This is a genomic window from Pseudomonas sp. M20 (assembly GCF_045037865.1).
Taxonomy (GTDB): domain Bacteria; phylum Pseudomonadota; class Gammaproteobacteria; order Pseudomonadales; family Pseudomonadaceae; genus Aquipseudomonas.
The window spans coordinates 1,291,906-1,306,653 of record NZ_CP173611.1; the positions used below are offsets into that span (position 1 = coordinate 1,291,906).

The 14,748-nt window shown below is 58.0% G+C and carries 15 protein-coding genes; 9 read left to right on the top strand and 6 right to left on the bottom strand.

Annotated elements, in window-relative coordinates:
* Positions 1–143: 143 nt before the first annotated feature.
* Positions 144–407, top strand: coding sequence for a PAAR domain-containing protein (locus ACI514_RS05845; RefSeq protein WP_007918680.1), 264 nt, complete (start codon positions 144–146; stop codon positions 405–407).
* Positions 408–487: 80 nt separating this feature from the next.
* Complete coding sequence (locus ACI514_RS05850; RefSeq protein ID WP_064117687.1) at positions 488–883, top strand: hypothetical protein; 396 nt, start codon at positions 488–490, stop codon at positions 881–883.
* Positions 884–997: 114 nt separating this feature from the next.
* Here ACI514_RS05850 and ACI514_RS05855 read toward each other — a convergent pair whose 3' ends face one another.
* Positions 998–2,146, bottom strand: a complete 1,149-nt coding sequence (locus ACI514_RS05855; RefSeq protein ID WP_405123271.1) for an aldose epimerase family protein — start codon at positions 2,144–2,146, stop codon at positions 998–1,000.
* Between the two features lie 278 nt (positions 2,147–2,424).
* Here ACI514_RS05855 and ACI514_RS05860 point away from each other — a divergent pair, with 278 nt between their 5' ends.
* The 3 genes from ACI514_RS05860 to ACI514_RS05870 all read left to right on the top strand — a co-directional run bounded on the left by ACI514_RS05860 (position 2,425) and on the right by ACI514_RS05870 (position 5,584).
* On the top strand, positions 2,425–3,174 hold the full coding sequence (locus tag ACI514_RS05860; protein WP_093433963.1) for a hypothetical protein: 750 nt from the start codon (positions 2,425–2,427) through the stop codon (positions 3,172–3,174).
* A gap of 176 nt (positions 3,175–3,350) precedes the next feature.
* Positions 3,351–4,565, top strand: a complete 1,215-nt coding sequence (locus tag ACI514_RS05865) for an MFS transporter (RefSeq protein ID WP_405123272.1) — start codon at positions 3,351–3,353, stop codon at positions 4,563–4,565.
* Positions 4,566–4,798: 233 nt separating this feature from the next.
* A complete protein-coding gene (locus ACI514_RS05870; protein WP_405123273.1) occupies positions 4,799–5,584 on the top strand; it encodes a sulfite exporter TauE/SafE family protein in 786 nt (261 codons plus the stop codon).
* A 54-nt stretch (positions 5,585–5,638) separates the two neighbouring features.
* On the opposite strand, the gene ACI514_RS05875 is transcribed toward ACI514_RS05870, so the two are convergent.
* On the bottom strand, positions 5,639–6,103 hold the full coding sequence (locus tag ACI514_RS05875) for a GNAT family N-acetyltransferase (RefSeq protein WP_405123274.1): 465 nt from the start codon (positions 6,101–6,103) through the stop codon (positions 5,639–5,641).
* 208 nt (positions 6,104–6,311) lie between these two features.
* Between ACI514_RS05875 and ACI514_RS05880 the strand changes: the two genes are divergently transcribed.
* Complete coding sequence (locus tag ACI514_RS05880) at positions 6,312–6,875, top strand: DUF4174 domain-containing protein (protein ID WP_095114544.1); 564 nt, start codon at positions 6,312–6,314, stop codon at positions 6,873–6,875.
* Positions 6,876–7,051: 176 nt separating this feature from the next.
* Here ACI514_RS05880 and ACI514_RS05885 read toward each other — a convergent pair whose 3' ends face one another.
* Positions 7,052–8,272: an AAA family ATPase gene (locus ACI514_RS05885; RefSeq protein WP_238785147.1), complete on the bottom strand. Its 1,221-nt coding sequence runs from the start codon at positions 8,270–8,272 to the stop codon at positions 7,052–7,054.
* Positions 8,273–8,693: 421 nt separating this feature from the next.
* Between ACI514_RS05885 and ACI514_RS05890 the strand changes: the two genes are divergently transcribed.
* Both ACI514_RS05890 and ACI514_RS05895 read left to right on the top strand, forming a co-directional pair.
* Positions 8,694–8,984: a DUF6124 family protein gene (locus ACI514_RS05890; RefSeq protein ID WP_016984653.1), complete on the top strand. Its 291-nt coding sequence runs from the start codon at positions 8,694–8,696 to the stop codon at positions 8,982–8,984.
* A gap of 16 nt (positions 8,985–9,000) precedes the next feature.
* Complete coding sequence (locus ACI514_RS05895; protein WP_160058709.1) at positions 9,001–9,267, top strand: hypothetical protein; 267 nt, start codon at positions 9,001–9,003, stop codon at positions 9,265–9,267.
* A 92-nt stretch (positions 9,268–9,359) separates the two neighbouring features.
* Here ACI514_RS05895 and ampC read toward each other — a convergent pair whose 3' ends face one another.
* Positions 9,360–10,526, bottom strand: a complete 1,167-nt coding sequence (gene ampC / locus ACI514_RS05900) for a class C beta-lactamase (protein ID WP_160058708.1) — start codon at positions 10,524–10,526, stop codon at positions 9,360–9,362.
* A gap of 160 nt (positions 10,527–10,686) precedes the next feature.
* Here ampC and ACI514_RS05905 point away from each other — a divergent pair, with 160 nt between their 5' ends.
* Complete coding sequence (locus tag ACI514_RS05905; RefSeq protein WP_405123275.1) at positions 10,687–11,559, top strand: LysR family transcriptional regulator; 873 nt, start codon at positions 10,687–10,689, stop codon at positions 11,557–11,559.
* A 189-nt stretch (positions 11,560–11,748) separates the two neighbouring features.
* Here the strand turns inward: ACI514_RS05905 and gudD are convergent, their stop codons facing one another.
* Together gudD and ACI514_RS05915 are read right to left on the bottom strand one after the other, a co-directional pair.
* Positions 11,749–13,092, bottom strand: coding sequence for a glucarate dehydratase (gudD, locus tag ACI514_RS05910; RefSeq protein WP_405123276.1), 1,344 nt, complete (start codon positions 13,090–13,092; stop codon positions 11,749–11,751).
* Between the two features lie 40 nt (positions 13,093–13,132).
* Positions 13,133–14,479 (bottom strand): MFS transporter, encoded by a 1,347-nt coding sequence (locus tag ACI514_RS05915; protein ID WP_160058705.1) that lies wholly within the window; start codon positions 14,477–14,479, stop codon positions 13,133–13,135.
* Between the last annotated feature and the right edge of the window lie 269 nt (positions 14,480–14,748).

The window sequence follows — 14,748 nt, forward strand, 5'->3', positions numbered from 1 at the left end:
ATGAAATATATCAGGGGCAGGCCACGTTTTTGAAGGTTGATTAAACGCAACCTGCCTCTGATAAAACTCTCTGCCATTGGTGGCCGAAAGCCGCGAAATTGATCGAGGCTGCAGTCAACCCTCGTAGTCAAAGGAATGACAACATGAAAGACGCCATTCGCTTGGGCGACTCCACCACTCACGGTGGCAAAGTCCTCGAAGCCTTTTCCCAGACCGACCTAAACGGCAAGCCCATCGCCGGGGTGGGTCACAAGGTCAGCTGTCCTCTGTGCAAAGGCATTTTTCCAATTGCCGAAGGCAGCAGCACTTACACCGTCGATGGCACGCCCATCGCGCTGGACGGCATGAAAACCGCCTGCGGGGCCGCGCTGATTGCCAGTGGCCCGAAAGGAGCGGTGGTCAGTTGAATCCGCGAGGGTGAGCTCTTCGTTCGCCCTCATGAATACTGCAAGTAAACAACCTGGCTTTATCCATTAAAGGAATAAACATGAAGAACACCGCTTTGATCCTCGCACTGACCGCCACTCTCGGCACCGTCAATGTTGCTCACGCAGAAGGACCGGACGCCGCTACGTTGAAAGGGATGTACGACACTGGGCGCAACATGTCCGGGCTGATTAACCATTGCGTCGACAAAGGTTTCCTGAAAGCTGAAAGCACAGTGAACGCCAATAAAATGGTGGCGTTTGTTGCAGGTATTCCAGGGCAGATGGACAAGAGCGACGGCGATAAGAACGAGGCCCATGGTCGCAAGGGTGAGGTATTGGACGATGGTCAATACAAAACCCTGGAGGCCAATCTGCCGCCGAGTCTGACGCTCAAGCAATGGTGCGAGCAGGCGGATCAAGGCATGCGTCAGGGATTGGAGCGTGTGGGTCTTTAATCCCTTGATGGTTGATCGTTCCCACGCGCAGCAAAGGCATGCCTCAAGGGACGCAGAGCGTCCCGGGCTGCATGCCTTTGCTGCGCGTGGGAACGATCAGGTGCAACGGGCAGGTTATTTCGCGGAAAACTTCAACACCACGCTGTGGCTGTAGGTCTGCCCCGGATCAAGCCGAGTACTCGGGAAGTCCGGCTGATTCGGTGAATCCGGATAATGCTGAGTTTCCAGGGTAAACGCGCCCCAGTGCGGATACACCTTGCCACCCTTGCCCTTGACCGTGCCGTCGAGGAAGTTGCTGGTATAGAACTGCACACCCGGTTCCGTGGTGAACAACTGCAGCACGCGACCGGACTGCGGGTCACTCACCTCAGTCGCAACTTTGCCGATATCACCCTTGGTATCCAACGCCCAGTTGAAATCGAACCCACCCTGTTTCGGCTCGGCAAATTTCAACTGCGGATGATCAGCTTTGATGTGTGTGCCGATTGCGGTCGGCTTGCTGAAGTCCATCGGCGTGCCGGCCACGGGCGCCAGTTCGCCGGTCGGGATCAGTTTGGCGGTGACCGGGGTGTAATGGCTGGCGTGCAGGGTGGCGACCTGTTTGAGGATGTCGCCATTGCCGGCGCCGGCGAGGTTGAAGTAGCTGTGGTTGGTCAGGTTGAGCACGGTCGGTTTGTCGGTGCTGGCCTTGTAGTCGATGCGCAACTCGTTGTTGTCGGTGAGGCGATAGGTCACTTCGGTGGTGAGGTTGCCGGGGAAGCCCATTTCACCGTCCGCCGACAGATAGGTCAGGGTCACGCCGACGGAATCCTTGTCTTTGGTTTCCTGCGCTTTCCAGACTTTTTTGTCGAAGCCCAATGTGCCGCCGTGCAGCGCGTTGGTCTTGTCGTTTTGCGGCACTTGATAGCGCTTGCCGTCCAGTTTGAACGCACCTTCGGCGAGACGATTGCCGAAGCGGCCGATGGTCGCGCCGAAGTAGGCGGTGCCTTTCTGGTAGCCCTGCACATCATCGAAGCCGAGCACGACGTCGTCGAATTTGCCGTGCTTGTCCGCCACTTTCAGCGATTGCAGGGTCGCGCCGTAGGTGATGACGGTGGCTTGCATGCCGTGGCTGTTGCGCAGGATGTATTGCTCGACGGGCGTGCCGTCGTTGGTTTTGCCGAAAGCTTTGTGTTCGGCGCTGAGGCCGGCCGCGTTGGCGGAAAGGGTGGCGATCATCAGGGACAGTCCGAGGCCGGAGAGCAGGTGACGGGATTGAAGCATGGTAGACCTTCCTTTTTGTTGTTGTTTTTGAAAGCGGCGTTCTATCGGTATGTTAATCACCGAAAAAACAAAGTAGTCATACTAAATACTCATCAAGTGAAAATTTATAGCTGATTAATCGTTTATTTCAACAATAAAGACAGACTAAATTGCAGGTCGTAGTGGGTGGAAGGACGACCGGGCATTCGGCGCACTGCACTTTTTCGCAATCGGCGGCTCTATCCATGGCCAGGATGCGGTGACTCCCGCCGCACAGGAATGTGCCTGTTCGAGATTTCATGCCGAGAGTTTTTGCCCTGATCGCTGCTTTTTTCCGCCGCCCGTGCCTGTTGCTGGCGTGTTTGTCGTCGCTGCTGTTCAGCGGTTGCAGTCACCAGGACGGCAACGGCTTCTTCAACCAGATGCGTGAAGGGAAGCCGCAGGAGTTCCTGCAGACCAGCGTCGACCGCATGGCCACGCTGGCGATGCGCGACAACCTCAGCAGTCTTTACCGCTTGCAAGCCAAGCTGTACCTGCGCAACCCGGACGAGCTGCGCAAGTCAGGGTTTCTCAACATCCATGCTGCGGTGAAACAGGTGCGGATGGCCGTCGAGCAGCAACAGCCGCTGCCGGTGCTGGGTGGTCGCAAGGATCTGGCGGCGCTGAGCTATGCGATGAGCCCGGAGTTTCTTGGTGACCGCGTCGGCGCATTCATCTATGCGATCGGCAGCATGCTGGTCACCGCCCATGGCAATCGCACCGAGTTCTATATGACGGACGCGATCAACCCGACGTTCGTTCACAACGCTGCACGCAATATCGAAAAAGCCACGTGGATTTTGTCCCAGCGACAGAACAAGGAAGGCCAGCCGCTGTTGTTTTCCAATGAGATCTCGGAGGAGGGCAGTAACCTGAGCTTTGCCACCGAGTTCGGCAAGATCGTTGCGCGACTGGACCTGATCACGCAGATGCTTGATGAGCGTTACCGGCGGATCGGCCTTAACTACGCGCAGAGTTTGTTGTTCCTGAATTTCCTTCCGGTGCAGTGAGTGCAGAGATCCAATGTGGGAGCGAGCCTGCTCGCGAAAGCGGTGGATCAATCAACACTTCAGTACCTGAAAGACCGCATTCGCGAGCAGGCTCGCTCCCACATTGAATCAATAGTGCAGGTGATTTTTGTATACAATCCGTCGCCACTATTGATCAAAAAGGAGCTGCCCCTGTCATGACCGACCCCGCAAGCGCCGATTTCACTCGCGTCGACCGCACCGCCCGTGCGGACAAACTGCCCTACGCCGCGTTGCTGGCGTTCGCCATGACCGGGTTCATCGCCATCCTCACCGAAACCCTGCCCGCCGGGCTGCTGCCGCAGATCGGCGCCGGGCTCGATGTCAGCGAAGTGCTCGCCGGGCAACTGGTGACGCTGTACGCGCTGGGTTCGATTGTCGCGGCGATCCCGCTGACCGTCGCCACGCGCGGTTGGCCTCGGCGGCGGGTGTTGTTGATGACGGTCGGCGGGTTTCTGATATTCAACACTGTCACCACATTCTCCAGCCATTACGGTCTGACCCTGGCTTCGCGTTTTCTCGCCGGGATGGCGGCGGGGTTGTCGTGGGGGATCATGGCTGGCTACGCGCGCGGAATCGTGCCGGTGCATCAACAAGGTCGCGCGCTGGCGATTGCCATGCTTGGCACCCCGGTGGCGCTGTCGCTGGGCACACCGGCGGGGACGTGGCTGGGCAATCTGATCGGCTGGCGTGCGTCGTTCGGGATCATGTCGGCGCTGGCCCTGGTGTTGGCGGCGTGGATTGTCATTGCGGTGCCGGATCGTCCGGGGCAGGCCAGTGATGAGCGTCTGCCGCTGCTCGAGTCGATGCGTCTGCCGGGCGTGCGGCCGGTGTTGTTCGTGGTACTGACGTGGATGCTCGGACACAACATTCTCTACACCTACATCGCGCCGTTTCTGATGCAGGCCGGGCTGGCGGACCGGGTCGATCTGGTGCTGCTGGTGTTTGGCCTGTGTTCGCTGGTGGGGATCTGGATCATCGGCATGCTGGTGGATCGCTGGTTGCGCTGGCTGACGCTGATCAGCCTTGCGGTGTTTGCGCTGACGGCATTGGTCTTGGCGCTGGCGGCGCCGTCACCGCTGGTCATTTACGCCTGCATGGCGGTGTGGGGCCTGTCGTTTGGCGGCTCGGCCACCTTGCTGCTGACCTCGGCGGCGGACTCGGCCGGTGATCACGTTGATGTGGTGCAGGCAATGCTCACCACTTCGTGGAACGTGGCGATCGCCGGGGGTGGTTTGTTTGGCGGGTTGTTGCTGGATCGCGCAGGGGCGATGTCGTTTCCGTGGGCGTTGCTGATTTTGTCGCTGATCGCGCTGGCTACGGTGTGGATCAACAAAAACCACAGCTTCAAACCGGGCCGAAGGGTGCACTGAATCTGGAAACCACCGCTTCACCCTGTGGGAGCGAGCCTGCTCGCGAAGACGTTGTGTCAGTCGATAAATGTGTCGGATGACCCAGCGCATTCGCGAGCAGGCTCGCTCCCACAGGGAGGTAATCGTGGTGATTTCGATATGGCATAACGATAGACCGCATCGATATATGTGGTTATAAGAAAAATCGCTATGCTGCGGGCCAGATTTTTCCTGTCGTTTTTCTGGACGGTTTAATGGAATTGGCAAATTTCGGCCTGGTGATTGCCGGGCTGGTGGTGGGTTTTATTGTCGGCATGACCGGTGTCGGCGGTGGTTCGTTAATGACGCCGATTCTGCTGTGGTTCGGCATCAACCCGGCAACGGCAGTGGGCACTGACTTGCTGTATGCCGCCATTACCAAATCCAGCGGCGTCCTCGTTCATCGCAAAAACAAGAACATCGACTGGGCCATCACTGGCTGGCTGACCCTCGGCAGCGTGCCTGCGGTGGCGATGACCCTGTGGTTCCTCAGCACCCTGCACACCGCGCCGGACGCGATGAATGCCATCATCAAGCAAGCGCTGGGCTTCGTCTTGTTCGCCACGGCGCTGGCGATCTTCTTCAAGAAACGCTTGCTCGAGTTCGCCCACAAACGCGCCGGTGGCAACTACAACCCGAGCGGACCGCGGCTGAACGTGATGACCGTGATCACCGGTCTGGTTCTTGGCACCATGGTCGCGCTGACATCGATCGGCGCTGGCGCCCTGGGCACTGTCGCATTGTTCATCCTCTATCCGCTGCTGCCGACTCGCCGACTGGTCGGCACTGAAATCGCTCACGCCGTGCCGCTCACGCTGGTTGCGGGCCTCGGCCACGCGAGCATGGGCAACATGGATTGGGGTGTGCTCGGCTTCTTGCTGGTCGGCTCGCTGCCAGGCATCTGGCTCGGCAGCCACCTGACCGGACGCATCTCCGATGAAGTGCTGCGCCCGTGCCTGGCGACGATGCTGGTGCTGATCGGCTACAAACTGGCGTTCTGATCCGGGACTGGAACAAAACCTGTGTTGAGGGAGCTTGCTCCCTCGCCACAAAGGTTAGTGTTGGATCACAAACTTCATCACCGTCACCGGTAAATCGTCGTACACCAGATCCTCAACCACTTCCCAACCCAGTCGCGCATACAGCGACTGCGATGTGTCGGTGTACAAATACAACTCAGGCACACCCAGCGCCGCCGCTTCTGCAACCACTCGATTGACCAGTTGCGAAGCAATCCCGCGCCCACGTTCCTCAGCCTTCACATAAACGCCAGCCAGCCATGGCGTCAGGTTCGGTCGAAGCTTCAGATCATTTTCGATCAGCAGCGCACCGCCCAGCAGTCGCGAATCCTCAAGCGCCACCACCACGCTGGGCACTGCGCCTTTGCCGCAGGATTCGCGCATGTGTTCGATACGGTCCTCGACGGTTTGCCCGGGACGAAACTCGCCCCACTCCTTGAAGTTGAGTGTGGCCAGTTCTTCAATCAATTCGGGGTGATCGCACAGGTAATCGATGTGCATGCGGGTGAACTCCATTTCATGGGCAGAACCACCACCCTAATGCGGTCATAAAAGGTAATCAAATCCGCGTTGCGATCAGCTCGGATAGGTTGCGCAATGTCGCGCCTGTCCTAAGCTTCTGACTAGGCGGAAGATATTTGCCGGGTTGTCCCGGAACAATCGCCACGATGCGCAATCATTAGAGCGTGGATATCAAAAGGAGATGCGCATGCTCATCAGGTCACTGACCCTGACACTCTTGCTGGCGATTGCCGGCCCCTTGTTCGCCGCTGACAACGATTCGCCCATCGCCGGGGACATGGGCCGCGCCCGACCGCTGATCGTGATCGCACAAAGCACGGTCGACCCCGTGTGGGTGGCTCTGAAAAAGTCGTTGGAGGATCCCGCCAACAAAAAGGGCGTTACCGACCGCAATATCAAGGTCTACACCATCCTCAACATGTCCGGCCAGCTCGACGGCAAGGACATGGGCCAGCAAGACACCATGGCGCTGCTGCGCTCGCTGAAGCTGGGCGCCGGGGCCTATCCGAAAGTGTTCCTGGTGGGCAAGGACGGCGAGACCAAGCTTTCCGCTTCGGGGGATGAAGCGAAGGCAGTGGACTTGAAGAAGATCTTCGACACCATCGATGCCATGCCGATGGCTGAGAAGGAAGCGGCCGCTGCGGCTCAAGCGCCAGTTGCTGCTACGCCGGAACCAGCAAAAGGCGCGAAGAACGCCAAACCCACCAAGCCTGCAAAACCAGCCAAGCCGCCAGAAATGCCGGATGACTGATCGCACACTCACTGAATAAAACGCGTCCCCTGTAGGAGTGAGCCTGCTCGCGATAGCGGTGTATCAGTCACCATCAGCGTTGACTGATACACCGCTATCGCGAGCAGGCTCACTCCTACAATGTTTATTGCGTTGCCAGCAGATTTGCGGACACCGACGCCCTCACCCCAACTTGTCTACCCACGGCTATCGCCCTCATCAAGCAGGTAAACCAGCACACCTTTGGTATCACCTACGACCAGTGGAGAATGCGTGGTCAACACGAACTGGCAATTGGGAAAGGTCGTGCTTAATTGCGCAATCAGACCGAGCTGCCATTGCGGATCCATGCGCAATTCCACCTCGTCGATCAGAACAATGCCGTCACCATGCAGCGGGTTGTCCATCGATGGATTCATCATCGCCAGACGCCTGGCCATGTCACCCACCAACGCAATCATCGACTTTTCGCCAAGCGAGAGCTGAGTGACATTGAATGTCGCGCCATGCTTTTCGATTGCCATATGCAGATGCGGCTTGCGTTGCACGCGCAGGTTAGTGAAATCCGGCATGAACGCAGTCAGAGCCGAACGAACGGCAGTCAATTGGCGATCGCGAGTGGAGGCTTTCACATTGGCCAGGGTTTTCCATACGTCGCTGTCAGTACCGAATTTTTCCGCCATTTCGGCCAGTGCGGTATCGGAAATCCCGCCTTCGTTTTCGCTGTCCTCGCGTTCACGGAACCATTCGAAAAAACTGCGAAAATCGGCACCCCCGTGAAAATTGGTGTCGTAGCCGTCGAGTTGATCGACGGCTTGTTTGCTGCTGATTTTCAGCGGGACTTCTACAACGCAACGTTCGGCCGGGTAATAAGCGATCAGCGGGAGTGAGGCGCTATCGTCGGCGGTGAGTTGAGTGCGGTAGTGGTCTGCAAGCAGTCTGACGTCGTTTAAATATTCACGGCCCGAGACAGCACCTTCCTGGCGACTTCGGGCAGCGCCCCATACGAACAATTCGTTTTCGGAACCCGCATCACTGTCAACAGCGCGCGGGTGCGAAACGTCGTTGATGCCAATCGAAAGGACGGCTCCTGAGGCGCCGTTGCGAATATCTTCATCGACAAGGTATTTGCCATTGCCTTTATTGGAGCGAATTTTTGCGATCAGCCAGCTCAGACAAATATTCAGGGATTTCAGAATGGTGGTTTTTCCGCTGCCGTTGTTTCCCACCAGCACCGTGATGTTCGAGCGGTGTGTCAGGGTAGGGGCAAACTGAATATCCATGTCGCCAAAGTGTCCGACATCCGCAAGCTTCAAACTTTTGATTTCCATCATTGCGCCCTTCGAATGGCTGTTTTTTGCCCGACGCCATCCTCGTCCAAAGATTGACTCGATGCAGTGTAGATACAACAAATTCATTCGCTAGCACAAAGTCGTTGCAGCATATGCCGGCCGAAATGTCTTACACAAAGCTCCTTCAGACCCCGCAGATTTTTCCTGCAAGTCGCGGCGGCGGTGGTGAACTGGTGGGTTTGGGGGAGGAGGGATAGTCTTCTTTGGCCGCTGCAAAACACAGTGGTCGGGTGTGGAAGTCCGGTGATTCCCGAGAGCGCATTGCGCCTGTAAACACATGTTGGTGGTTTTTATGCCAACATTGTTTGCTTATGGCAGCGATGCGCAGGAGCACTCTCGAGTGCACCGGGTTCCTCGGGTTTCCCCGGACTTCCACACCTGCGCAAAGCTGCCACCCTCTCGTGGAAGTGAGTTCGGCAGTTTTTTCTCTAAATGTCCCGAGGATTTACTAATGAAAAAACACACTCCAAGTCCCCCCGAATCCCCCATGGATTCTGGGTCCTTCGACGCCAACAACCCTCGCTTACGCAACCCCCATCACCCCGATCCCATCAGCCACCTCTTCACCATCCTCCCCGATATCGATACGCCCACGCTGCTCTGCCACGCTTGTGAAACCCTCGCTTCACTGAACGTCCTGACCACCGATCTGGCCGCAGAACTGCAGGGTTCACCGCGCAGTCTCGCCTTGTCGATTCAGCAGTTGGCAATCCTCGGCGAGTTGCTGGTCAACCGCGCGCTGGACAATCTCGACCCACCAGCGGCGACGCAACATTAAACAGGGAGGTTCAAACATGGCTCGATACATACCCATAACCGGCATCGACTGCACCATTCCCTGCCTGCTGATCGACCGCGAAGCACCGGTGGATGTGCTGCATGGCACGGCGGCTTACCGTTTGCGCTGTGTGACGCAGTTGATGGAGACACTGACGCTGGGGGATGGCAAGGGCCATGACGCCTTGCTGCTGCAGGATTTCGCCCGGGTGATGGCGATTCCGTTGCGTGACAGTTGCGACTTGATGGATGTCATCGGCTGGAAGTTGCAGGCACAGCTTTAAAGACAAAAGATCGCAGCCTGCGGCAGCTCCTACAGGATCGGGTTTTCACTCGGTCAATGTAGGAGCTGCCGCAGGCTGCGATCTTTTGATTTTCAGTCAGCAACAGCGCTAAGAATGTTGTGGGCGATCTTCACCCGCTCAGGAATCGGGAAGTTCTTGTTGGCCATGATCACGATGCCAATGTCTTGGCTCGGCACAAACGCCACGTAAGTCCCGAAACCACCGGTAGAGCCAGTCTTGTTGATCAACACGTCATGCGGTTGCGGTTGCGGCGGATTCAGCCACTGCACCTTGTGTGCCTGCATGGCCATTTCCGTCGAGTTGCCCGCCAGCAAACGATCGAGGCTGATCGGGTAGCGGTACATTTCCCAACCCAGGCCTTGGGTCATGTCGCCGACGGTGTAGTAACCGGTGTGGGTGTTGGCGATGGTTTTTTGCAGGGACGCTTCAAGCGTTTCAGGTTTCAGGTTGGCCTGTACGTAACGCAGCATGTCCACCGCGCTGGTTTTCACGCCATAGGCTTGTGCGTCCAGCGCGCCGGGCGTGACGCGCACCGGTTTGCCGTTTTTGTCATAGCCCTGCGCATACAGCTCCATTTGCGCGGCAGGCACGCTGAGGTAGGTGTGCTGCAAACCGAGTTTAGGCAGCAGAGTTTGTGTCATCGCCTGATCAAACGGTTGGCCGAGGCTTTTCGCGGCCAGATAACCGAACAGGCCCAGACTCGGGTTGGAGTACTGGCGATGGCTGCCGGCGGGATATACCAGTTTCCACTGTTGGAAATAGCCGAGCATCTTGTCAGACGAATCCGAGTCGTCCGGGAATTGCAGCGGCAAACCGCCGGCACTGTAGGTGCCCAATTGCAGCACGCTGATGTTGTCGAAGGCGCTGCCTTTCAGATCAGGCCAGAGTTGGCTGGCCTTGGCCGACAGATCGAGTTTGCCAGTCGCCTGGGCGTACCCGGCGAGGGTAGCGGTGAAGGTCTTGCTCACCGAGCCGATTTCGAACAGGGTGTTTTCGCTGACTTTTTGCCCGGTGTCTTGGCTGGCGACGCCGTAGTTAAAGTAATGCGCCTTGCCGTTGATGGTCAGCGCAACGCTCAGGCCGGGAATGTTCTGCTGCTGCATCACGGGCGTTACCGCGTTGTTGACCAATGCTTGCAGCTGCACAGCGTCGGGCGCAGCGGCTAGGCAGGATGTGGCACCGAAAAACAGGCCGAAAGCGGCGCAGGAAATGACTTTGCTCGATTGAATGGATGGCATGAATGAACCACTCTCCATGAGTGTTGATAGCGTTATCCCGCTACACTACGGGCGATTTCTGTGTTGGGCGACTGATCAGCGCCGCCAATTTAGTCAGCTCGATGCCAATCGACAAACGACGAAAACTCGCACGAGCCATTAGAAAAATTTGGGACTGGGCATGATTCGACCGCAATTGCCGCTCAACGCACTGCGCGCCTTTGAAGCCTCCGCGCGCCATTTGAGCTTCACTCGCGCGGCCGTGGAGCTGTGCGTCACCCAGGCTGCCGTCAGCCATCAGGTCAAAAGCCTGGAAGCGCAACTCAACGTCACCCTGTTCAAACGCCTGCCCCGTGGGCTGATGCTGACCAGCGAGGGCGAAACTTTGTTGCCGGTACTGAGCACGTCGTTCGATCACATCGCGCAGATCCTCGAACGCCTCGCTGGCGGACAGTATCGCGAAATGCTGACCGTTGGCGCGGTGGGTACGTTCGCCGTGGGCTGGCTGTTGCCGAGGCTGGCGGACTTCCGTTCGAAACATCCGCTCATAGATTTGCGCCTGTCGACCAACAACAATCGCGTGGATGTCGCGGCAGAAGGGCTGGATTACGCGATCCGCTTTGGCGCCGGGGCGTGGCATGGCATTGAGGCGACGCGTTTGCTTGATGCGCCGCTGTCGGTGTTGTGTGTGCCGGAGATCGCTCGGCAATTGCATTCGCCGGGGGACTTGTTGCAGCAAACCCTGCTGCGTTCCTATCGCACCGATGAATGGCCGCAGTGGTTTCAGGCCGCCGGGTTGGCAACGCATGCGGCGCCGCCGCAAAGCATTGTGTTTGATTCGTCGTTGGCGATGATGGAGGCGGCGTTGCAGGGCAGTGGGGTGGCACTGGCGCCACCGCTGATGTTCGCCCGGCAACTGGCGGCGGAGGCGATTTGTCAGCCGTTTGCGGTTGAGATCACCACGGGGAGTTACTGGCTGACGCGGTTGCAGTCACGCCCGGAAACGGCGGCGATGATGGCGTTCAAAAACTGGCTGCTGCAACTCTCTGCCTGACTCACATCATCCCCTGTGGGAGCTGGCTTGCCAGCGATGGGGCCGGCATGGCGAGCATCTATGCAGGCAGACCCACCGCAATCGCTGGCAAGCCAGCTCCCACAGGATCATCTGTTGAACCAGATACCCCAATTCAACCCCTATTCCCAGTAAAGATGAGCCTGTGGGGGTATCGGGTTGGACTAATGATCAGCGCACCAGACACGGCCGCTTGTTATCGAACTTCCACCCAGGAATCAGAAACTGCATCGCCACGCTGTCATCGCGTGCGCCGAGGCCCATGCCTTTATATAGCTCGTGAGCCTTGGCCACCTGATCCATATCCAGCTCGACACCCAGCCCCGGTTTTTTCGGCACTTGGACCAGACCGTCGACAATTTGCAGCGGTGCTTTGGTCAGGCGCTGTCCGTCCTGCCAGATCCAATGAGTGTCGATCGCGGTGATCTCCCCCGGCGCAGCAGCGGCGACATGGGTGAACATCGCCAAGGAAATATCGAAGTGATTGTTGGAATGCGAACCCCAGGTCAGGCCCCATTCATGGCACATCTGCGCCACGCGCACCGAACCCTGCATGGTCCAGAAGTGCGGGTCGGCCAGTGGAATGTCTACCGACTGCAACTGGATCGCATGACCCATTTCGCGCCAGTCCGTGGCGATCATGTTGGTGGCGGTTTTCAGCCCGGTGGCGCGGCGGAACTCAGCCATCACTTCGCGACCGGAATAACCGTTTTCCGCACCACACGGGTCTTCGGCGTAGGCGAGCACCTGATGCTGGTCGCGGCACAAACGAATAGCTTCTTTGAGTGACCACGCACCGTTCGGATCAAGGGTGATGCGCGCCTCGGGAAAGCGCTCGGCCAGCGCTGTGACGGCTTCGATTTCGGCATCGCCGCTGAGCACGCCGCCCTTGAGTTTGAAGTCCTTGAAACCGTATTTCGCGTGGGCCGCTTCGGCGAGGCGCACCACGGCTTCGGCGGTCATGGCCTTCTCGTGACGTACGCGGAACCAGTCGTTGTCGGCGTCTGGTTCGCTGCGGTAGGCGAGGTCGGTTTCGCGCTGATCACCGACGTAAAACAGATAGCCGAGCATCTTCACTTCATCGCGTTGCTGACCTTCGCCAAGCAGCGCCGCCACCGGTACATCGAGATGCTGACCGAGCAGATCGAGCAGCGCGGCTTCAAGACCGGTGACCGCGTGAATGGTGATGCGCAGGTCAAAAGTCTGCAGGCCACGACCGCCGGCATCGCGGTCAGCGAAGGTCTGGCGGACTTGATTGAGAATCTTCTGCCAGGTGCCGATCGGGCTGCCGACCACCAGGCTGCGTGCATCTTCCAACGTCTGGCGAATACGTTCGCCACCGGGCACTTCACCGACGCCGGTATGGCCGGCGTTGTCTTTGAGAATAACGATGTTGCGGGTGAAAAACGGCCCGTGGGCGCCGCTCAGGTTGAGCAGCATGCCGTCGTGACCGGCCACCGGGATGACTTGCATATCGGTGATGATCGGAGCTTTGGCGATGTCGTGTGCAGTCATGGTTTTTATCCTTCTTATTCGCAATCTTTAAAAATGGACGTCAGGCGTGCTTTGGCGCGGCATCGGCCACGGCGATATCAGCAGCAGGTTTCGGTGTGGTGCGTGCGAAGAAGACGATGATCGCGGCGATGATTGAGGTCGCGGCCAGGCCATAGAGGCCGCCCTGAATCGAGCCGGTGTGTTCTTCGAGCAAACCAAACGTGGTCGGCGCGACGAAGCCGCCTAGGTTGCCCACCGAGTTGATCAGCGCGATCACCGCCGCAGCGATGCGCGCATCCAGATAGGCCTGCGGAATCGGCCAGAACAGTGACGAAGCGGATTTGAAGCCCAGCGCGGCAAAACAGATCGCAACGAAGGCGAAGATCGGCCCGCCGGTGGTGGACATGAACATCCCCGCAGCGGCGATCAACAGGGCGGTGGCGACCCACGCCTGCTGGTGTTTCCACTTGGCCGAGAACGAGGCGAAGGCGTACATGCCGATGATCGACAGCAACCACGGAATCGAGTTGAACAAACCGACCTGGAAGTCGCTCATCTCACCCATTTTTTTGATGATGCTCGGCAGCCAGAATGTAGCGGCGTAGATGGTCAGTTGAATGAAGAAGTAGATCAGGCAGAACAGGATGATCTGGCGATCTTTGAGCAGTTTGCCCATCGATGGCCGGATCGGTGTCGCGGCTTCGCGGGCTTTCTGTTCCGCGTCGATGGCATTGACCAGTGCGTCCTGCTCGGCGCGGCTCAGCCATTTCGCGTCGTGGGGTTTGGCGTCGAGCCAGAACCAGACGAACACGCACAGGCCCACCGAGAACATCCCTTCAATGAAGTACATCCATTGCCAGCCGTGCATGCCCAGCCCGTTGATCTGCAGGAGCAGGCCGGACAACGGGCCGGAGATCAACGAAGCCACGGCGGAGCCGCTGAGGAAGATCGCAATCGCTTTGCCGCGTTCGGCGCCGGGCAGCCAACGGGTGAAGTAGTAGATCACCCCGGGAAAGAACCCGGCCTCGGCCACGCCGAGCAAAAAGCGCAATACGTAGAAGTGGGTTTCGTTCTGGATGAACGCCATGCCGGCGGCGACCAGGCCCCAGGTGAACATGATGCGGGTCAGCCAGATGCGTGCGCCGACTTTCTGCAGCAGCATGTTCGACGGGACTTCGAACAGTGCGTAACCGATGAAGAACAGACCGGCGCCGAAGCCGTATGCGGCGGCACCGATGCCGAGGTCGTGTTCCATGTGGGTGCGGACGAAACCGATGTTCACCCGGTCAATGTAATTGACGATGAACATGATCACAAAGAGCGGCAGGACGTGGCGTTTCACTTTCGAGATGGCCGACGCGAGTGTCGAATCGACGCCCTCGTTCATCCCGGAGACGGAGGTTTTCACTTGGTTTTCTCCCACTGATTATTTTTATGCGGGGTAGGGCGGGTGCTGCGTTGTTGATAGACATCATACAACTGAGATTTTTTGTCCTACAAGTGGGGAGGGCCGATTAATTTTATCTGGAAGGTCGGTTTCTTATGCTTTTTGGTATTCTAGCCTCGCGCTTATTGGGTTTTATACTTTGGGGAGCGCGATAAATTTCCCCTGCTGCGCACGAGTAATTTTCAAGGAGTCCTGATCTTTTCCGATTTATTTGAATGTTGTCATACAAG